The 22,400-nt window shown below is 73.4% G+C and carries 2 protein-coding genes and 1 pseudogene; all 3 read right to left on the reverse strand.

The window, feature by feature from the left end:
* Positions 1–31: 31 nt before the first annotated feature.
* Positions 32–1,291: a hydroxymethylglutaryl-CoA synthase gene (locus tag LNW72_RS01460; protein WP_250973616.1), complete on the reverse strand. Its 1,260-nt coding sequence runs from the start codon at positions 1,289–1,291 to the stop codon at positions 32–34.
* Positions 1,288–10,662 carry an alpha/beta fold hydrolase gene (locus LNW72_RS01465; RefSeq protein WP_308402133.1) on the reverse strand — a complete coding sequence of 3,125 codons (9,375 nt, stop codon included), beginning with the start codon at positions 10,660–10,662 and terminating at the stop codon, positions 1,288–1,290. The genes LNW72_RS01460 and LNW72_RS01465 overlap by 4 nt, the downstream gene beginning before the upstream one ends.
* Positions 10,663–10,775: 113 nt before the next feature.
* Positions 10,776–22,397: pseudogene (locus tag LNW72_RS01470) on the reverse strand (SDR family NAD(P)-dependent oxidoreductase); the annotation flags it as partial.
* Positions 22,398–22,400: the final 3 nt, after the last annotated feature.

Genomic DNA, 22,400 nt, shown 5'->3' on the forward strand with positions numbered 1-22,400 from the left:
GGATCCGGGCCGATGGTTCCGGACCGCCTGGTCAGATCCACTCGTAGCGACGGTGATAGCCCTCGACGCCGGTCAGCGCGAGCATCTTGGGCCGGTCCACGACCCGGTCGAGATACGCGCTGTATCCGGCGGGGTCCACCATCCGGTCACTGACCGGGCGCAGGCAGCCGAGGGTCTCCGGCAGAAGCTCGGTGTACTCGGCGAAGGTCAGCTCGGCACGGTTGGCGAGCCGCTCCCGGATCCTGGCCCGCCCGACCTCGGCCGCCGAATCCGGGCCCAGGACGCCGCTGAAGAACTCCGAGGAGCAGCCCGATCCGTAGGAGAACAGACCCACCCGCGTCTGCCCCGGCAGCGGAACGTGGTCGATGAGGCTGGCCAGTGCGAGGTAGAGGGAGCCGGAGAAGAGGTTGCCGACCTCGCCCGGATAGTTGAGCGACGGCTCGACGCGCCGTTCGTAGTCGTTCTGGATGTCCTTGGGCGAGGTTCCGTACAGCTCGCGCATCAGCCGTCGGTGGCCCGCCCTGACCATGCCGGAGAACGGTGTGTGCAGCGCCAGATGGTCGAAGGTGGTGGCGAAGTCGGCGCCCTCGACGCGGGTCCGGTAGTCGGCGAAGCTGTGGCTGAGGCACTCCAGGTAGGCGAGCAGCGAGCGGTCGGCGTCCGCGATGTCGAGGTCGGGCAGCGGCCGGGCCGAGTCGAGAGTCTCGAAGCTGTAGAGCCCGAAGGCGCCGAGATCGACCGCGAGGACCCGGGGACGGTCGCCGACGAGCAGGGCCACTGCCCCGGTGCCGGTGGCCGGTTCGGCGTACTGGGCGCGCTCGTCGGCCAGCGAGATGTCGGTGGAGATGATCAGGGCCTTGGCCCCCGGGGAGATCCCGGCGGCGAGCTGGCCGACGGCCAGCTGCAACGCGCCGGTGGCGGAGTAGCAGGCTTGTTTCATCTCCAGCAGGCGGCAGTTGCGGCCGAGTCCCAGGTGCTCGTGCACGTACGTGGCGACCGACTTGCTGTAGTCGATGCCCGACTCGGTTGTGGTGACCAGGAGTTCGATGCGGTCCAGGTCACGGCGCGGGATGCGGTCGAGCAGCGGGCGGGCCGCGTTGACCGCGTGCGTGACCGGGTCCTCGAAGGGCAGGGCCACCGCACGGCGGTTGAGGACGACGTTGTCGAACCGCTGCGGGTCCAGGCCCCGGCCCGCGAACAGCGCCTGCGCGCTGATCGACGCGGAGCCGCCGTAGACGTCCATCGCCTCGATGCCGAAGGTCCCGCGGCTTTCCTGGGCGGTGTCGTTCATCGCTGTGCCCTCCGTGTCTCGCACGCGCCGAGGAACTCGGCCAGCACGGCGTTCACCCCGTCGGAATCGGTCACGGTGGGGAAGTGGCCGGCGTGGGGCAGTTCCCGGTAGCGGGCGTCCGGGATGGCGCCGTGCATCAGGTGCGAGGTCTTCAGCGGCACGACGGCGTCCAGGCCCCCGGCGACGATCAGGGCCGGGACCGCGATGTCCCCGAGCCTGCCGAGCAGGTCGGGCTGCTCGGCGAAGACGTCGAGGTAGCGCAGCCCGATGTGCGGGGCCATGCTTTCGCATCGGCTCAGCACGTCCGCGTACTCCGCGCGGCGCTGCCCAAAGCCGGGAACGTCCGCCGCGGCGTGCCGGTCGAGGTCCTCCTCGATGATGGTCTCCAGCCGGTTCACCTCGCCCGCCCGGTTGGCGTACTTGTACGAGCTGCACAGCAGCGTCAGGGAGGCGGCGCGCCCGGGATGGGCGAGCACGAAACTCTGGGCCAGCAACCCGCCGAACGACGTGCCCACCACGTGCACCGGACCGGCCGGCCCCAGCTGGTCCAGGACCCTCCGGTACAACCCCGCGATGCCTTCCAGCGAGATGTCGCTCGCACTGGTCGTGGCGCCGACCCCCGGGTGGTGCACCACGAGCATCCGGTACCGGTCGGCCAGGCCGGCGAACTGGCCCGCGAAGACTCCGCCGCCCATGTTGAAGGGCGGCATCATCAGGACGGTCGGGCCGCTGCCGCAGTCGAAGACCTCCACCTCGCCGTCGGGCAGGCGCAGCAGATGGCGGACGGCGGACGGGGCGCGCTCGCGCAGCACGTCGAAGTTGCCGGTCCCCGAACCGCTCGGGCGCCCTTCCGCCAGCGCCTCACGGACGTCCGGCGGCAGCGCCTCGGCCGGGTGGTAGTGGGCGCGGGCCGCTCCCAGCGCGTCGGACGGGCCGCCGATCTCGAGGAGATCGGTGCCGGGGACCGGTCCCGCGACCAGGTCCACGAGCCGGTCGGCGGCCAGGAGGACCGTCTCACGGTCCATGCCGACCGGCACGGCGAGCCGGACGAGCTGCCGCGTCGGACGGTCGGCCCCGGCGGCGGTGCCGGGCGTGTCAGGACCGTACGGCGACAGGTGCGGGCCGCCACGGATGCCGGTGTGCTGGTACAGCCAGGCCAGACACGCCTGCATCGGATGCTGGAACCCGTCGAAGCGGGTCAGCCGGTCCAGGTCGAGCAGCACGCAGTGCGCCGAGGTGCCAGGGACCAGCGGGACGCCCCCCGCCTCCAGCCGGGCTTGCAGCTCGGCCACCTGGTCCACCCGGGTGCGGACGAGGTCCATGACGGCCCTCTGGTCGCCGAGGGCGACGGCGAGGGACCGGCGGGCGGACAGTCCCGGTTCGCGCCCCCGCCGCAGCAGCTGCTCGTCCAGGCTCACCGCCAGCTCCCGGTCGCGGACGGCGACCAGACCGCCGGCGTCGACGCCGAAGTCCTTCGAGAGGCTGAAGGTCACGGCACCGGCCAGCGCGAGGATCTCCTCGGCGACGTCCCACGGGCTCCGCCCGCTCTGGCCCGGCTCGTGGGCGGTGATGAGCACCGCGTTGTCCAGCAGCCGGGTGGCGTCGAGGACCAGGGGTACCTGGTGGACGGCGGCACGCGCGGCCACCGCCCTGAGGTTGCCGAGGGAGAGCGGGGCGCCGCCGCGGGCGTTGCCCGCGGTCTCCACGGCGACGAACGAGACCTTGCCCCCGAGCCGTTCCAGGGTCTCCTCCAGGGCCACCGTGTCCAGGTCCGCGGTGAAGGGCCCCGTTCCGCCTCCCGCGCGCAGCACGGTGGACGGGTCGAAGCCCTCGTCCGCGAGGTTGTACAGCCAGGTGGGGAACAGTTCGTTGTGCAGTACCAGACCGCGCCGACCCGGCCAGGCCCGGCACAGCAGCGCTTCCGCGGAACGGCCCGACGCGGTGAGGAAGGCGTGGGCGAACGGCAGCCAGGGCGCGGTGGCGCCGTCACCACCGACGGCCTCCGCGCCCACGGTGTCCGCCGCGCCGGACGACGCGCTGTCGGCCAGCGCGCGCAGCCGGTCCCGCTGCCACGGATCGGTCCGTTCCGCCCAGGAGTCGGTGAGCAGGTCCACGTCGACGCGGGGGTGCGCGATCCGGATCGGATTGTGCCCGTGGGCGGCGAGCTCGGCGGTCCGGCGGGCGACCGCGGGGCTGTCGGCCTCGGGACGGTGACCGGTGACGGCAGTGGGGGCGGGCAGGGCGGCGGGCATGGGCGCCGGGGTGGGCGCGGTGGCGGCGGTGGGGTGGGGGTCGGCGATCATCAGGATGACGTCTCCCACCTCGGTGGCGTCGTTGCCTGTCGGCTGGCAGAGGTACAGCGGCTGCGCGACCGGCCGGAACTTGCTCTTGAACTGGTAGTTCCCGCCTCCGAAGACACCCGCCGACCGCAGTTCGGCCAGCCCGCGCTCTGCCTGCTCCGAGGCGTTGGGCGAGTTCCCCGGCTCCCCGCCGAAGCTGGCGCCGAAGCTGAAGATCTCGCAGCCCTCCGCGCCGAGCCGCTCCAGGATCGCCACGATCGCGTACTCCAGGCCGCCGAGCGGCATATCGTCGGCGTAGAACTCCACGTCCAGCAGATAGCCGTTCTCCGACGGGATCTTCGTGACGACGACGGCGTTCACGACCGTGTCGTCCACGTACGTCAGGAAGATCCGGTGGCGCGCGTCCAGCACACCGCCGGCCAGCTCCGCGCGAACCCTGCCGACGTACGGGTTGACCATCTGCTTCGTGGCAGCCCAGCGGTCGACAAGAAGGGCCAGCCGCGCGTCCACGGCCGGATCGGTTCCGCTGCGGTATTCGTCGGTGCGGCAGGTACCGGCCCGCTCGAACCGCTTGACCATGTACCTCAACCGGCTCATCCGCCCGCCCTTGAGGGAGAAGGAGCCGACGTCCTCGATGCGCTGGAGCGCGCCGAACGGTGTCGAGGTGACCGGCGCCCCGCCGATCTCGTCCAGCCGGACCAGGGACAGCAGGTTGGGCCGCAGGCCGTGACGCCGCGCGTAAGCGAAGTATTCGGCGGCCAGCTCCGTGAAGTGCTCCCCGGGACCGGTGTAGACCCACACGAGCATGGCCGGGCCCTTGCGGGAGCAGGCGTAGAAGCCGCGCCGCTCCGCCCCCACGAAGACGAGGGGTGCAATGTCGCGGCCGGCGAGGCCGCTCTCCTTGCCGTGCTCGGCTTCGAGGCGGGCCATGACCGGACCGAGTTCCGGGTCGAGCAGCGCCTCGTCGCGCGGCAGCAGCAGCGCGGTGGCTGCGAGTCCGCCGTCGTCGGGAGCGGAAGCGGGGCCGGGAGGTGCTTCTTCCGCGGCGTGCGGTTGCGGATCGTCGACGCGGATCCGGGCCAGCGCCTCCGCGCCGTACACGTCGCTCAAGTGCTCGGTGAGGTCCGCGACGGTGGGCCGGTCGTACAGCAGCGTCTTGCGCAGGGTCCCGAGATTCTTCTCCAGCGCGCTCACCACCCGGAGCATGTCGAAGGAGGAGAGGCCGTTCGCCTCGAAGGTGCGTTCCCGGTCGAGGTCGTGCCCGACAATGTCCGTCAGCAGCCGGACCAGTGCTTCCTGGGGTTCGTCCACACCGGACGGGACGGACGGGACGGACGCGACGGACGCGACGGGAACCACCGGGACCACGGGGGCGGCTGTGGCCGCCGGGGGCGCCGGCGCCGCCAGCGCCGCGACGTGGGCGGCCAGTCGGCCGCTGGAGTCGTACTCGTAGAGGTCGGCGCCCTTCAGGTCGAGCCCGTACCGGTCGTTGAGGGCGCGGGCCACGTCCATCCGGAAGATGGAGTCGAGACCGAGGTCGGCGAAGACCGCGTCATCGGTCACCCCGTCCACGGGCAGGCCCAGGACGTTCGCCAGCAGTCCGCGGACTGCCAGCAGGATCTCCCCCGGGCCTTCCCCGGCCGCTGCGGGGGGTGCGGACGGTGCTGGCGGTGCGGGCGGCGTCGGTTTCGGGACCGGAGCGAGGACGGGGGCGGGAGCAGCGGCCTGCGCGAGGGGGGCGAGCTTCACCTTGGGTCGCTCACCCGTCGGCGCGGGCGCTGTGGAGTCCGCGGAGTCGCGGGGCGCCTCGCTGAACCAGTGGCGTTGGGGCGTGAACCGCGCGGCGGGCAACGACTGCCTGCGCGTACGCTCGTCCGCCGGGTCGTCCACAGCCGGGTTCCACGCCTCAAGCACCACATGGGCGTTGGTCCCGCCGAATCCGAAGGAGCTGACGCCCGCGCGCCAGGTGCGCCGGCCGTTCTCGTCCTTGGCACCCTCCCACTCGGTGGTCCGGTCGTTGATCCGGAACGGGGTGTCCGCCAGGCGCAGGTACGGATTGGGTTCCCGCAGGTGCAGATGGGCGGGGAGCGTGCGGTGCACCATGCTCAGCAGCACCTTGAGCACGCCCGCGATCCCCGAGGCCGCCTCCAGGTGGCCGATGTTCGTCTTCACCGAGCCGATCGCGACGCCCGGCGCCTCCCGTACGTCCTCCCCCGCCTCGGCGTACAGCCGTGCGAACGCGTCCTTCGCACCCTCGACCTCGATCGGGTCACCGAGCCGGGTGCCGGTGCCGTGGGTTTCGAGGTAGGTGACGGTGGACGGCGAGATGCCCGCCGCCTGATGGGCGCGGACGAGCACGTCCGCCTGGGCGCGCGGGTTGGGGGCGGTCAGCGACGGCGACTTGCCGCAGTGGTTGACCGCGCTGCCACGGATTACCGCGATGATCCGGTCGCCGTCCGCCTCCGCCCGGTCGAGCGGTTTGAGCAGGACGGCGCCCGCGCCCTCGCCCCGTACGTACCCGTCGGCGTCCTTGTCGAACGTGCGGCAACGTCCGCTGGGGCTGAGCATTCCGGCCTGGGTGAACACGGTGAACAGCCCCGGGCTGAGCTGGAGGCTGACGCCTCCGGCCAGGGCCATGGAGCACTCCCCCTCGGCCACGGCGCGGGCCGCCCGGTGCAGGGCGACCAGCGAGCTGGAGCAGGCCGTGTCGACGGTCTCGCTGGGACCGTGCAGGTCGAGCAGGTGGGAGATCCGGTTGGCCAGCAGCGACCTGGCGATGCCCGTCGCCATGTGGGCCTGCATCGGGACGCCCGAGCGGGCGACGAGTTCGGCGTAGTCCGCAGTGGCCACACCCGCGAACACTCCCGTCGCGGTCCCGCCCAGTTCGTCGGGCCGGTAGCCGGCGTCCTCCAGGGTCCGCCACACCGTCTCCAGGAAGATCCGGTGCTGGGGGTCCATCTGCCGGGCCTCGGTGGGCGAGATGCGGAAGAACGCGGCGTCGAAGTCGCCGACGTCCTCCAGGAAGCCGCCCCGCATCGAGGCGGCGTCGGGATGTGCCAGCAGCTCGGCGCGGTCGGCGGGGGGACCGGTGACCAGGTCGTCGCCCGCCACCAGGTGGTGCCAGAACGCCTTCAGGTCCGGGGAGCCCGGCAGCCGCCCCGCCATGCCGATGACGGCGACGTCCCTGCGTACGGAGACGTCCCCGTGTACGGAGACGGACGGAGCCGGGGGCAGGACCGCCGGGCGGCGGTCCTGTTCCGTCACCGGCTCCTCCTCGGTGGCCGCGGCCGCGGCGGGAATGCCGGGGGTCGGGCCGTGTGTGCTCCGGACCGCTTCGCCGTGCCGGTCGTCGAGATAGTGGGCGACGTCGCCCAGGGTCGGGTTCTCGAACAGCACGGTGGGCAGCAGATCCAGCCCGTAGAGGTCGTTGATCTGAGTGATCAGTTCACCCAGGGAGATCGAGTCGAACCCGAGGTCCATCAGCTCGGCCTCCGGGTCCACCTCGTCCTCGGCCACCATCAGGTACGCGGCGGCGAAGGAACGGAGCCGGGCCTCGACCAGAGGGACAGCCGACACCTCGGGGATCTCCTCCACGCTCTGCTCCTGTTCCACGGCCGTCCTCTCCGTCGCTGTCACTGTCGCGGGCACAGCCGCAGGCGCTGCCACCGGCGGGTCCTGCGGGTTGTCGTCGGGCGGCTCCTGGCCCGCGGTGCCTTCCACGACCAGGTACCGGGTGTGCGTACCGGCAAGGGCCTCCTGGAAGACCCGGAGGCCGGTCTCCGTACGCATCGGCACCATCGACCAGCGCCGCGCGAACAGCCGCCGCGTGGCGTCGTCCACCGCCATACCGCCGTCGGCCCACAGCGGCCAGCCGATCGTGAGGGCGCGGCCCGGCCGGGCTCCGGAGCGCCTGAGCCGCTCGCGGGCACCGGCGAAGTCGAGCTGGAAGGCGTTCGCGTAGGCGTAGTCGGTCTGGCCCAGGTTGCCGGTCTCTCCGGAGAGCGAGGCGAAGACGGCGAAGAAGTCGAGCGGTTCCCCGCGGGTGGCGAGGTCGAGCAGGAGCGTGCCCGCCACCTTGGGACCGAGCACCTGTTCCGCCTCCGCCACGGTCTTGCGGACGGCCCGGCTGTCGTGGCGCACTCCCGCGGCGTGCAGGACGCCGTTGAGCGCGCCGTACCGGGCGCGGATGTCGTCGACCAGCCCGGTGACGTCGTCCGCGTCGCGCAGGTCGGTGGGGCGGTACCAGGCCGTGGAGCCGCCACGCCACAGCGCGGCCGTCCGCCGTTCGATCTCCGCGTCCAGCGGTGAACGTCCCGCCAGCACCAGGTTGACGGGCTGCTGGTCCGCCAGGAACTCGGCGAACAACAGCCCGAGCGCGCCCGCTCCGCCGGTGACCAGATAGGTGCCGCCGGCCTGTACCCGAGCGCCGCCAGGGCGGTCAGGGTCGTCCCCCGGGCCATCGGGGTCGTCGGCGCGGTCCGTCAGCCGCCGGACGGCGCGCACGCCATCGCGGTACATCACCTCCGTGACGCTCTCGCCGACGCGGACGGTCTCGTCGGCGAGCAGGGCGCCGAGCGCGGCGGCGGAGCCGATGTCGCCGCTGTCGTCGTGCTCCACGCGCACGGCGCGGAAGGTGCTGTGCTCCAGCGCCAGGGATTTCAGCATGCCGCCGAGCGCCGAGAACTGCGGCTGCCGCTCTGCCGGACCGTGCAGCACGGCCACCCGCAGCGGAACCCTCCTGCCGCGCCCCAGCACCGCGGCCGCCGCCCAGAGCAGCGCGTACGGGCCTGCGGCGAGGTCGGCGGCGAGCGCCCCCGGCTCGGGCGGGCCATCCCCGTCCGGGGATGCGGGGCAGGCGAGCACGATTGCGTCGGGGAGCTGGTCGCGGGCGGCGAGCGCACCGGCCAGCCGCCGGAAGTGCTCCCTGTCCCCCGGCACCAGGGTGAACACGTCGGCGTCCCGCTCCTCGAACGTTTCGCCGGGGACCACGTGGACGCAGCGCACGCCCCGTGCCGCGAACGCCTCGGCCGTCGCCCGGCGTACGGACGGCTCGGCCGACAGCAGGAGCACGGTGTCCGGCGGGTCCTCGGGCCCGCTCAACGGCGTCGGCTCGTGGACCGGGAGCAGATACCGGTGGGCGGCCACGGTCCGGTCCCCGCCCAGGGTGGGATCCGCCACGCCGGTGTCCAGCCAGTGCCGGGTGCGCTCGAAGGGGTAGGTGGGGAAGGAAACGCGCTGCGGAGGGTGTGCGGACCACATGTCGCGCCAGTCGATCCTGGTGCCTTCGGTCCACAGCGCCGCGAGGTCGGCGAGGGCCTGCTCCCTGCGCGTGTCCGTCGGCGCCTGCGTCCGCGCGTCCCGCAGCGGCGCGTCGGCGCGCTCGTCCGCCGCGCCGCTCGCCGAACGGCCCGCGCGCCCCGCCACCGTCGCGGACCCGCGCACCGGTCCGCCGTCGGCGAAAGCCCGCAGTTCCGCGGCGAGTCCTGCGGTGTCCCGGGCGACGACCGCCAGCCGCTCGGTGAACTCCCTGCGTCCGGTCTGGCTGGTCCAGGCGAGCGCGGCCAGCGCGTCGACCTCCCCCTGGGAGCCCGCGAGATGACGGGCCACCTGACGGGCGTGGTGTCGGAGTTGCTCCGGGGACCGGGCCGACAGCAGGAACAGGTGGGGTCCGGGGTGTACGGGTTCGGGCCGCGGCCGCGCCTGTGGTGGCACGTACTCCTCCACGACGAGATGGGCGTTGGCCCCGCCGGCGCCGAAGGAGCTGATGCCCGCGCGGCGCGGAGCGGCGCCTGCGGAGGGCGCCGGCCAGTCGGTGAGCCGGCGGACCGGGCGGAGCGGCCCGGATGCGAAGTCGATCCTGGGGTTGTCGACCTCCAGGTTGGCGCAGGGCGCCAGCTTGCCGTGCCGTAGCTGGAGCAGCACCTTCGTCAGGCCGGCGATGCCCGCCGCGCCCTCCAGGTGACCGATGTTGGCCTTGACGGACCCGACGGCGCACGCGTGGTCCTCAGGGCCGGTGCCGAACGCCTGCGCGAGGGCAGTGATCTCGATCGGGTCGCCCAGCGAGGTGCCCGTGCCGTGGGCCTCGACGTACGAGACGGTGCGCGGCTCCACGCCGGCCCTCGCCAGCACGTCCTTGATCAGCGCCGTCTGGGCGTTGGGGTTGGGCACGGTGTAACCGCCGGTCTTGCCGCCCGCGTTCATCGAGCCGCCCTTGATGACGCCCCAGATCCGGTCGCCGTCGGCGACTGCCCGCTCCAGCGGTTTCAGGAGGACCGCGCCGACCCCCTCGCCCGGGACGATGCCGTCGGCGCGCGCGTCGAACACCTTGCAGGTACCGTCCGCGGACAGCATGTTGAGCGCGCTCAGCGACACATGGTGGGCGGGGTGCAGGACGAGGTTCACGCCGCCCGCGACGGCGGTCCGGCACTCACCGCGCCGGATGCTCTCACAGGCGAGGTGGACGGCGCTCAGCGAGGACGAACAGGCGCTGTCGATCGCGAGGCTGGGGCCCTGGAAGTCGAAGAAGTAGGAGACCCGGTTGGCGACGGACCAGTGCGCCGAGTGCGCCCCCGAGAGCTTTCCGCTCGGCCATCCGGTGGCGGCGAGCTGGCCGTAGGTTCCGTACATCAGGCCTACGAAGACACCGGTGCTCGTCTCGCGGGTGTGCTCCCCGAGGCACCCCGCCTCTTCCAGGAGGTTCCAGGTGGTCTCCAGGAACAGCCGCTCCTGCGGGTCGATGTGCGCGGCGTCGCGGGCGAGGATGCCGAAGAAGGCGGGGTCGAAGCGGTCGACGCCGTCGAGGAACGCTCCCCACCGGCTGTAGCTGCGCTGCGGCCTGCCGCGCTCGGCATCGAAGGTCGGACGCCAGTCCCAGCGGTCGGCGGGCACCTCGGTGACGCTGACCGTGCCGGATTCGAGGTTGCGCCAGAAGCTGTCCAGGTCGGGGGCCCCGGGGTAGCGGCCGCTGACCCCGATGACGGCGATGTCGCCGGGACGGCTCGCGGCGACGGGTGCGGGGGTGGATGCGGGTTCGGGTGCGGGGTGGATGCGGGTTCGGGTGCGGGGGTGGATGCGGGTTCGGCGGGCACGGCGGCGACGGGCCGGGGCTCGGTCGGGAGTCCGGGCTCGGGCCGCATCAGTTCGGCGAGTTCATCCTGACGTTCCGTCATGAAGTAGTCGGTCAGCTGGGCCAGCGTCAGGCGTTCGAAGAGGAGCGTGGCCGGAAGGTCACCGAGATCCTGTTCGAAGCGGCTGATGATGGTGAGGCTGACGAGGGAGTCGACACCGTAGTTCTCGAAGGTGACCCGGTCGTCGATGTCCTCCTCCCCGAACTTGAGTACCTCGGCGAAGACCCGGCGCACATAGCTGCGCACCTGAGCCCTGTCGGGCGCCTCGCGCCCACCTGCCGACCGCGGCGCGGGGGCCGCGGCCGTTGCCCGTTCCGGTGCGGGCGCCGGTGCCGCTTCGGCGACGAACAGGCACTGCTCGAGTTCCGGCTCCGGTGTCCCCGGGATGCCGAGGGTGCGCACCGGGCCGAATCCGCCGGCCGCCAGGGCGCTGCCCCACCCGGCCGGGTCCAGCAGCGGTGCGTCGCGCAGCCTCAGGTCCGCGTCCTGGTAGGCCCACCAGCCGGGTGTCAGACCGAAGGTGAGGGTCAGGAAGTCGGAGGCGCGGGTGACCTCGTTGACCAGCGCCGCCCCGCCGGGCCTGAGCAGGCCGCGGACGTGCCGCAGGGTCCGGCCGATGTCCGTGGTCGCGTGCAGGACGTTGGTGGCCAGGACCAGGTCGTACCCGTTCTCCCCGAAGCCCTGCGCGGTCGGCGGCCGCTCGATGTCGAGAGGACGAAAGGTGACGAAGGGGAAGCGGGCGCCGAACTCCCGTTCGCCGTGCCGCAGGAACGCGGTGGAGATGTCGGTGTAGCAGAACTCGACCTTCCGCCCGCAGGCGGCAAGCGCCTCAAGGACGAACGTCGTACCCGCGCCCGTCCCGGCGCCGACCTCCAGGACGCGGACCGCCGGGGCTCCCGCGAGGGCGAACCGTTCCACCGCTTCGACGACCTGTCCCGCGAGCAGCCGGTGGTAGTGGTCGGAGACCGGCTGACCCCGGTAGACCTGTTCGACGGAAGCCACGGAGCCCTTGGGGAAGAGCACCTCCGTCGGATTGCGCGAGCCGTCCAGGACGTACGGCAGGGCCTCCACGCACCGCCGCAGGAGCTCCACGTGGGGGCGCATGGCGGGGTGGTCCGCCACCAGCTGGGCCGTGGCCCCGTCCGGGGTGTCACCGGCGGGGGTTTCGGCCGCCAGCCCGACGTTCTCGCCGTCCATCCGCAGCATCCCGGCCCGCCTGAGCATCTCCAGGAGGGCCTGGAAGAGGCGTTCGTTCGCGGGGACACAGCCCAGCCGGCCCCTCAGCTCGTCGACGGTGGTCGTCGTCCCGGGTCCGGGGAGGACCTCCCGTCGGACGAGTGCGTGCCGGAGCAGGACCGGGGCGAGCCGCTCCAGCGCCGCGAACCCTTCCCTGGCCGAGGCGAGGCCGGGCCCCGGAGTGGGCCGGGTGGCCGTGGTGGCCGTGGTGGCGGTGGTGGCGGGGGGACCGTCGGTCGCACCGCCGACCACGCCGAGGCGGGCCAGCCCTTCGGGGGTCCCCTTCGCGACGACGGCCTGCGGGACGTCGCCGCCGAGCAGGAAGCCGAGCGCCGTCATCGCCTCCGCCGGTTCGAGGGACGCGATACCGAACGCACCGAGCCGCTCGGTGTACCGCGAGTCGGCCACGGCGCCCACGCTCCCCCAGAACCCCCAGTTGACGACGGACACGGGGAAGGGCAGCCGCCGGCGCAGCGAGGCCGCGCATGCGTCCTCGTAGGTGCTGGCCGCCGCGTAGTTGGCCTGTCCGGCGGCGTCGGTGAAGGAGATCGCGGAGGAGAAGAAGGTGAGGAAGCGCGGGGGTTGGTCCTCCAGCGCCTCGGCGAGGGTGACGACGCCCGTGGTCTTGGGGCCGAGCACGTCGAGGAAGGTGGCCTCGTCCATGCTCGCCAGGGTGCGGTCACGCAGGACGAGCGCGCTGTGGAAGGCGCCGTCGATGCGGCCGAAACGCTCGCGTGCCGCACCGACCACGCGGCGCGTCGCGGCGGCGTCCGTGATGTCGCCGCGCAGGTAGACGCCCTGCCCGCCGAGCGCTTCGATCTCGTCGAGCTGCGCCTGGATCGCGGCGTCGAGTGGCCGCCGGCCGACGAGGGCCAGCCTCGCCCGGAAACCGCTCGCCAGATGGCGCGCGAGGACCGTCCCGATCCCGCCGGTGCCGCCGACGAGGAGGTACACGCCGTTGTCCTGGAAGGCCTGGGAGGGTGCGGTTCCGGCGGACGAACCGGTACGGAGGGCCTCGGCCAGCGGCTCCAGTACGCGGACCGCACGACGGTCCCCGCGCAGCACGACGAGCCGTTCGGCGCAGGGCTCCCGGAGCAGCCGTCCGGCCGTCACCCGCGGCTCGGTCGCGACCGGCCCGACGTCCACGCAGCCGACCCGCCACCGGGGGTACTCGGCCGCCGCGCTCCGCGCGAGGCCCAGCAGGCCTGCGTCGTGCGGCCGGACCTCGCCACCGTCGCCGATGGGCACCGCGCCGTTGAGCACCACCTTCAGCGTGAGGTCACGGCTTCCGCCACCCTGGGCGATCAGGGCCTTGCACAGCCGGAACAGCCCGACGGGAGACGGTTCGGGTCCGGCGTCCCCGCCGCACCAGTACACGACGTCCGGCAGCCCGCCATCGTCCAGGGCCGCGCCCGGCGGGCGGACTTCGGCCGTGTCGCCCGCCGACCCGTGGGCTGTGGCCAGCGCGTCGGCCAGTGGCAGGGCCCCGTCCGCGCCGAACACCAGCACCCGCGCTCCGCCGCCCGCCCCGGCGCCCTGGACGGGCAGCGGAGCAGCGTCGCGTAGCGCGGGGACGAAGAGGAGATCGCTTACGGGGAGGGTGCGCGACAGGGTGGTGGACAGCCGGCGCAAGGCCACGCCGGTGAAGCGCAGGGCGATCCGGCCCTCGGCGTCCGTCACCCGCACCGTGAAACCTCGCTGCCCGTCCCTGGCCGCCAGCACGTACGCGGGTGTACCGACCGGTCCGAAGACCTCCAGCGACTCCAGCGCGAACGGGACGAAGGGACCTTCGCCGTCCGAGGGCGTGAACGCGGCGATCGTCTGGAGCGCGCCGTCGAGCAGGGCCGGGTTCAACGGACGGCCGGCGGGGGCGAGCAGCGTTCCCAGCGCTTCGTCCCCGGTCCCGGCCCCGGTCCCGTCGTCGCCCTCACCGACGGACACCTCGCCGAGCACCCGGAACGCCGGGCCGTAGCTGATCCCGGCGGCCTCGAACGCCGTGTAGAGCCGGTCGGCGGTCAGCAGGCGGGGGCACCGCTCCCGTACGGCCCGGATGTCCAGCGGCTCGGGCGGCTCCTCGGGTGGCATCGCCGCCACGCGCCCCTGGACGCAGGGCACCGCCGGGTCGGCGCCGTCGGTGACTTCGAAGCGCAGGCCGCCCGCCGGGTGGACGGACGTCGTGCAGACGAGTCCGCGGGGCCCGGTGACCTCCAGGGGCCGTAGCCACCGCACGGCGGAGACGCGGACCGGACCCGTGATGCCGTGCGCGGCGGCGGCCTCCGCCGCCAGTTCAAGGCTCGCGACACCCGGCAGTACGGGCCGCCCTCCCACCTGGTGGTCGGCGACCATCCAGTCCGAGGGGTCCACAGTGCGGCGCACCGTGCCGGCGGCCGGTGCCTCGGGCACGGCCCAGCAGCGGCGGCGTTCGAAGGAGTACGTCGGCAGCGGCACGCGCCGCGCGGCGGTGCCCGCGTGCAGCGCCGCCCACCCGATGTCGTCGCCCCGTACGTAGGCCGCCGCCAGCCGCAGGAGCTCGCCGGGCCCGGCGGGGTCCGCGCCGTGGTCGCCGGTCACGGCTGCGGAGCGCAGCGCGCGTACCAGTTCCGCGCGGTCACGGACGACGAAGGCGGCGCGGACCGGGAAGTGGGTACGCCCGGTGGCGAGGGTGAAGGCCAGATCCGCCAGGGTGGCCGCGCGCGGGACCGCGGAGCGCTCGCCGAGCGCGTCGGCGAGCTGGTCCAGCCCACGGCTGAGCGCGCCCCGGGTGCGTGCGGACACCGGGATCAGGTGCCAGCCCTCCGCTGTGTCCTCGGCCGTGTCATCGGTGGGGGATGTGCCCGGGGCCTCGGCGACCACGAGGTGGGCGTTGGTGCCGCTGAAGCCGAAGCTGCTGAGCCCGGCCATCCGGAGCCCTGAGGGACCCGGCCGCCAGTCGGTGAGCTCGGTCACGACCCGCAGCGGGCCGTGCTCGAAGTCGATCTCCGGATTGGCCGTCGTGAACGCGACGGACGGCGGCAACTGGCCGTGCCGCAGCGCCAGCAGCACCTTGATCAGGCCCGCGACACCCGCGGCCATGGTGGTGTGGCCGATGTTGCCCTTGACCGATCCGAGCCCGCAGAACCCGGTGCGCGACCCTCCGTCGCCGAACACCTGGTGCAGCGCCTTGACTTCGATGGGGTCGCCCAGCGGTGTGCCGGTGCCGTGGGCCTCCACGAAGCCGATGTCCTCGGGGGTCACACCGGCCGCGCTGTGGACACGACGGATCAGGTCGGCCTGGGAGCCCGCGCTGGGCGCCGTGATGCCGTTCGTCCGTCCGTCGCCGTTGACGCCGGAAGCGCGGATGACGCCGTGGATGTGGTCGCCGTCGGCGACCGCCCGCTCCAGCGGTTTCAGGACGACCACACCCACGCCCTCGCCCAGGACGATCCCGTCCGCGGCGGCGTCGAAGGGGGCGCTGGTACCGGTCGGAGAGAGCATTCCGGCGTTGCTCGACCTGATGTGCAGGCGCGGGGTGAGCATCACGGCGACGCCACCGGCGAGTGCCGTCTCGCACTCACCGCGCCGGATGCTCTCGCAGGCCAGGTGAACGGCGGTGAGGGAGGACGAGCAGGCGGTGTCCACGGCCATCGTCGGTCCCCGCAGGTCGAGGAGGTACGCGATCCTGGCGGCGAGGATCGAGGGCGACGTGCCCAGGAAGGCGTGGGTGGTGTCGGCCCGGCCCGCCTCGGCGAGGACCGTGTCGTAGTCCCCGGTCCCGCAGCCGACGAAGACACCGCAGCGCGGGAGGGGTTCCTGACCGGCCGCGTGGCCCGCGTCCTCCAGGCCCTTCCACGCCTCCTGAAGGAACAGGCGCTGCTGCGGGTCCATCGCCTCGGCTTCGAGGGGTGACAGCTTGAAGAAGGCCGGATCGAATTCGTCGACGCCGGTCAGCAGCGCCGCCCACCGGCTGTCGGACTTGTCCGCCACGGACCGGTCGGGGTCGTACCAGCGCTCGGCGTCCCAGCGGTCGGCGGGGATCTCGGCGATGTCGCAGCGTCCGGCGGCCAGGTTCCGCCAGAAGGCGTCCAGGTCAGGGGCGCCGGGGAAGCGGCCTGACATGCCGATCACCGCGATGTCCCCGGTGCGTGGAGCGCCGCTGCCCGGCGGGTCCGCGGGCGGCGCGCCGGCCGACGGCTCCGTCACAGGTGCCTGGACCGGCCGGAGCGTCACCATGCCGGGAGGCGCCGGGGGCACGGGCACGGCCGGGGGCGGAGCGGGGAGCGTCACGGTCGCAGGTTCCGGAAGGTGGGCGGGTTCAGGGACCGGGGCGGGTTCGGCGAGGCGGGCGGGTTCGGGGACCGGGGCTGGAGCGGGGACCGGGGCTGGAGCGGGCGTCGGCGGTTGCTGGCGCACCGCTTCCTGGTGCAGCGCACGCGACTGGCGTGACGCCGTCAACAGCGCCGCCGTGAGTGAGGGCACCGTCGGGTGGTCGTAGACGGCGACCGCGTCGAGCCCGGTGCCGAAGCGCTGGTTGAGGTCACGTACGACCTCCACGGCTCCGATGGAGTCGAGGCCCATCTCGGAGAAGGTGAGCTCCCGGTCGATCTCGGCAGGCTGGAGGTAGAGCACCTGGGTGAGGGCGGTGACGATGGCCTCGTTGACCTCTGCGGCCGTCGTTTCCGGTTCCCGCTCCGGTTCCGGGACCTGCTCCGGCACCGGCGGAGCGGCAAGGGCAGGCGTGGGCTCCGGTGCCGGCTCCGGGGCCGGCTCAGGCTCCGGCGGGCTCACCGGGGCGGAGACGACGCGCGGCGCCGGGCTGCGGAACGCCTCGACGCGGGCGAAGTGGCCGCGCACCAGATCCCCGGCCTCGTCGCCCAACACCTCCTCGTGCATGCGGACTTCACTCGCAACGACCTCGCCGAGCCGGGCGAGCACGCGCCCCGCGAGCTCCTTCTTGAGACGGCGGACCGCCGTCTCGGGCTTGTCCGCCAGCGCTCTGGCACGGTCCAGCGCCGACGGAAGCACCTCCTGACGCGGCAGTACGGTGACCATCGCCCCGTGGTCGCGCAGGTCACCGCCGCTCATCGGGGCGCCCGTCAGCATCATCTCGGCGGCGAGCGCGGCACCGAACCTGCGTTCCAGGATGTAGGTGGCACCCATGCCGGGAGTGAATCCGTAGTTCACGAAGTTGGCGCTGTAGACGCCCTCCTCGGCCATGACGACGAGGTCCGCGTACAGCCCGAAGGCCAGTCCGCCGCCCGACGCATGGCCCTGGATCGCGGCGACGACAGGCCGTTCGCAACGCAACAGCCCTTCGTAGAGGAACGCCTGGTCGGTAAAGCTGCCCCGGCCGCCGGCCAGTCCTTCGAGCGCCTCGGGCGTGGCTCCCATGCTGAACACGCCCTCCACGCCGGTCACGACCACGGCACGGATGTCGGGGCGCCGGTCGATCGTCGCGAATGCCTCCCGCAGCTGACGCAGCAGCCGGTCGGTGAACATGGGCGCAACCAGGCGCACCAGGGCCACACCGTGCTCCAGCTCGCTCAGTTCCACTCCGTCGTCCCGCATGTCGCCGCTGTCCCCTCCGTCGCTCACGAGCCAGTCGGTGCCGACTTCCGCCACATGCGGCTGCGGCTGCGCCTCGGTGGCGCCCGACGCCTGCCAGCCGCCCGGCCAGCACCGCTCCTCGCGGAACGGATAACCCGGCAGCACCATCCGCCGCGGTCCGGCCTGCCCTGCCCGCGCGCCGAGGCGCGACCAGTCGGTCCCCGCCCCCGCGACCCAGAGTTCGGCCAGCTTCTCCAACTCCTCACGGCAGGCCGGACCCTCGTGGCCCGCCTCCGGTTCCACGCCCATGACCGTGCCCGTGCCCGTGCCCGTGGTGGACGCCGTACCCCGGAACTCACCGGGCCCGGCGTTCTCTCCGGACGCGAGGCGTTCCAGGGCGACCCGCAGGTCGGCCAGATCGCCGGTCACCACGGCGAAGCGGGTGCGCATCGCCGCCCGGCCGGCCCTCAGGGTGTGCGCCAGATCGTCGATACGGGGCAGGTACTGCTCCGAGCCGGATGCAACGGCCGCCGCCGCGCACGCGTCGGCGAGTCCTGCCACGGTGGACCCGGGGGCGAGGGAGGCGTGGAAGCGGTCCGCCGGTCCCCCGTCGACCACACCGGCCGCCGCGACAGCAACGGCCAGCAGTCCCGCCGGATCGAGACCCAGGTCCTCCAACGTCTCGCCGCCGTCGAGGGCACCGGCGTCCACGCCGACCCGCTCGGCGACCAGCGACCGCACGCGGGAGCGCACCTGGTCGGCGTGCCGCTCGGCATGGCCCGCGTCCTGTCGTACGGGCGTCAGGAAGGCCAGCAGTTCCCGCCCCCGGGCGCGCAGCGCTTCCTCGTCGCGTGCCGACAGGACGAACAGCTCGGGTCCGGTGGCGGGCGGCCTCGGGGTGACGGCGTCGGGTGCCTCCTCCAGCACCAGGTGGGCGTTGGAGCCGCCCGCACCGAACGCGCTGAGCCCCGCCCTGCGCGGCCCGGACGCGGGGCGCGGCCAGGGTGACACCTGGCGCTGAACGCTCATGGACCCGTCGCCGAAGTCCAGTTGGGGGTTGAGATCGCCGGCGTGCAGGGAGGGGGCGAGGGACTGGTGGCGGAACTGGAGCAGAACCTTGGTCAGGCCCGCGACGCCCGCCGCGGCCTCCAGATGGCCGATGTTGGTCTTGACCGAGCCGAAGGTGCGGTGGGCCGGTGACGGTTCGAGGGCGGCGAACGCCCGCCGCAGCCCCTCCAGTTCGATGGGGTCGCCGAGCGAGGTCCCGGTGCCGTGCGCCTCGACGTAGCCGATGGTCGCGGTGTCCACCCCGGCGTCCTCGATCGCGGCGCGGACCAGAGTCGCCTGGGCGGCGGGGCTGGGAACGGTGAATCCGCTGGTGCGACCGCTGTGGTTGAGCCGGCTCGCCTTGATGACGCCGTGGATGTGGTCGCCGTCCGCCAGCGCCCGGTCCAGCGGCTTGAGCAGGACGGCCCCGACGCCTTCGCCCGGCACGTAGCCGGTGCCCCCGGCGCCGAAGGCCCGGCACCGGCCGTCGCGGGAGAGCCACTGGCCCTGCGCGAGCTGGAGGAATTTCTGCGGGTGCAGGATGGCGTTGACACCACCGGCGAGCGCCATGGTGCTCTCACCCCTGCGGATGCTCTCGACCGCGAGGTGCACTGCGGTCAGCGAGGACGAACAGGCGGTGTCGACGGCCATGCTGGGGCCGGACAGGTCGAAGGTGTACGAGACGCGGTTCGCGACCGAGGAGTGCATCGCGACGGGCGCGACCCCGTCCCCGGCGTCCCGCACGAACTGGAAGTCGTTCCACATCACCCCTACGAAGACGCCGACCTGCTCGGCCGCGAGCGAGGAGGGCGGGTAGCCGGCGTCTTCCAGGGACTGCCAGGCGATGGTCAGGAAGAGCCGCTCCTGGGGGTCCATCCGCTCGGCCTCACGGCGTGAGATGCCGAAGAAGAGCGGGTCGAAGCGGTCCACGCCATCGAGGAACCCACCCCAGCGGCCGTACGTCCTGCCGGGCTTTCCGACTTCCGGGTCGAAGATCGCCTCGTGGTCCCACCGGTCGGGCGGCACCTCCGTGACGGAGTCCCGGCCGGCCGCGAGGTTCTCCCAGAACGTCTCCAGGTCCGGGGCCTGCGGATAGCGACCGGCCAGGCCGATGACGGCGATGTCAGCGCCGTCGGCGCGGTGCACGGTGGTCGCGCGGGCCTCACCGGGCCGCACGGCGGCATCGGCATGCGCCGGCGCATCGGCAGGGACCGGGGCATCGTCGGGGGCGAGCAGTCCGGTACGGACCGCGCCGGGCTCCGCGTACACCGCCACCACCCGCGACGGCCCCTCGCCCAGGCATCGTTCGAGCAGGGCGAGGCCCTCGCGGCCGGGCATGGGGTGCACTCCGGAGGCCGCGGCGCGGTTGAGCGCGGCGGCGCCGACGCGCATCCCGCCGTCGGCCCAGTAGGGCCACGCGACGGACCGGGAGACGCCCTGGCGGTCGGTCCTGGCGGAGCGCCATTCGGCGAATCCGTCGAGAAAGGCGTTGGCGTAGGCGTAGTCGCACTGGCCGGGGTTGGGCACGGCGGTGGACAGGGAGGAGAACAGCAGGAACAGCCGCAGGTCACAGTCGGCGGTGGCCTCGTCGAGGTGCACGGTCCCGGCCAGTTTCGGCGCGAGGACGGGCTCGGTGTCCCCGGGGTCCTTGCGGAAGTGGACCCCGTCGGCGGTGGTTCCCGCGCAATGCAGCACGGCGTCGACGCGCCCGAAGAGTTCACGGCAGCGTGCGACGGCCTCGTCGGCGCCCGCGCGGTGCGTGACGTCGGCCTGGACGTAGTGGGCCTGGGCGCCGAGCGCCCGGCACCGGTCCAGGACGGCGATGACGGTCCCGTCGGCCGGGCGGCGCCCGCAGAGCAGGATCCGGGCCCGCCGGGTGGCGGCCAGGTGTTCGGCGAGCAGCGAGCCGACGCCGCCCGCGCCGCCGGGTATCAGGCAGACGGCGCCCTCGGCGAGTTCCGTGCCGTCGCTTTCGGCGGGCAGGTACGGGACGAGCTGCCGCGTCGTCCTGGTGTACTCGTGGTCGGTGCCACCGCGCCGGTGGAACGTCTCGCTGTCGTCCCGGCCGTCGCCCGCCTCGGCCAGCAGGACGGCGGCGAGTTCGCCGGCCGACGGCCTGCCGTCCAGGCAACTGCTGCGACAGCGCAGCCAGGGGGTCTCCGCGGTGATGCCGCGGGCCAGCGCGGCGAGCGCCGAATGCTGCGGCACCTCCTCGCCGTCGGGCCGGGTATGGAGGACGAGCAGCCGGCAGTCGTCCGCGGGACGGTTCTCCGCGATGGCCGCCGCCAGGGCCCAGACGACGTCGTAGCCGTCCGCGGTCCGGGCCGAGGGGTGTCCGGCCGGGGCCGGGACCACCGCGAACAGCGCCGGCTCCGCCCCGTCGGCCCGCAGTTCGGTGAGCAGCCGCCCGAAGTCCGCGCGGCTGCCGGCGCGCAGCCGGTAGGTGTCGGGGCCGGTCCTCGCGTACTCCGGGCCAGGGGTCACCTGGACCGTACGGCGTCCCGGTCCGGCACGGCGGCGCAGTTCGACGGGCAGGGCGGGATCGGCGGCGACGACCAGTAGGTCGCCGGGAAGGTCCGGCGACGACCGCCCGGACGGGCGCAGCACCCATTCGGGCCGGTAGCAACGGAGTTCGGCGTCGGAGGGGGGCTCGTCGGGGCCGGTGGCCCCGGCCTGGTCCGGCAGCCGTGGGAGGGTGGCGGAGGGGTACGTCTCAGCGAGGTGCCGGGCGAGACCGGCGATGTCGCTGTACTCGAACAGCAGGGTGGGGTACAGCCGGCTGCCGACCAGCTTCTCCAGGTCCGAACTGATGGAGAGCATGGTGATGGAGTCGAGACCGAGCTCGTAGAAGCCCGTGGTGGTGTCGATCGATCCGGGCGGCCTGCCGAGCAGTTGGCCGATCATCGCCTGGAGGTGCGCCGCCAGGCGCGCCGCGGAGTTGGCGGGCGGCGCGGCGGGAGCCGGCGCGACGGCCGGGGCGGGCACCGCTCGCGGGCCCGTTCCGGCGTCTTCGGGGTGCAGCAGCCGGGTGATCAGCGCGGCGTTCCGCACCCGCTTGCACGTCAGCTTCAGGAAGCGGGCGACGAACCTGCCCTGCTCGTCGTAGATCAGGCAATCGCTGTGCATGACGTCGCCGGACGGGGCGGTGGTCTCGGGCCCAGGCACATGGACCCAGCACGGGCCCTCCAGTGCCCGCGGCGCCCGGAACTCCTCCAGGTGGACGGGGATGAACGGATCGCCGTCCGGCGGCGGAAGCTGCCCGAAGGCGACCAGGGTGGCGGCGTCCAGCTTCGCGGGATGAATGTGGAACTCGCCCTCCTGTGCGCGAGATCCGGGGTCGAGTTCCAGCCGGGCGAGCAGGCCGGGGCCGATCTGGTGGACGGGGCCGAAGCCCATCATCGGCGCCCCGTGCTCGATGTGCTCGTCCCTGGCCTGGCGGTACAGGTCCGCCATGTCCTTGCCGCCGGTACGGCCCGCCAGCAGCGCCCTCGGATCCACCGGCCCGGGAGCGGGCTCGTCGGTGAACTCCAGCCGGCACGAGAAGTGGTGACGCCAGCCGTCGTCCCGCGCCCTGTCGCTCTCCCCCGCAACCTTGCTGTCCGCGGCGACCGGCCGCGACCCCTCGCCGTCCGGGCTTCCGACAGTGATCCGGACCTCCAGGTCGTGCCCGGGTTCCGTGGCCATCGGGGCGGTGAACAGGATGTTCCTCAGCACCGCGCGCGCCGGGTCGTACCCCTGCGCCCGCAGGATGCGGTAGACGATGTCGAGGAAGGTGGCACCGGGCATCACCGACACCCCGTGGATGCGGTGGTGCAGCATGACGAAGTCGTCGTGAGGCAGGAAGAACTGACACTCGATCGGGCTGTCGTTCATGGC

This window comes from Streptomyces sp. RKAG293 (genome assembly GCF_023701745.1).
Classification (GTDB): domain Bacteria; phylum Actinomycetota; class Actinomycetes; order Streptomycetales; family Streptomycetaceae; genus Actinacidiphila.

Bases quoted from the DNA above. Each gene is read 5' to 3' on its own strand.
- LNW72_RS01460 (WP_250973616.1), bottom strand. From the start codon at position 1,291: ATGAACGACACCGCCCAGGAAAGCCGCGGGACCTTCGGCATCGAGGCG.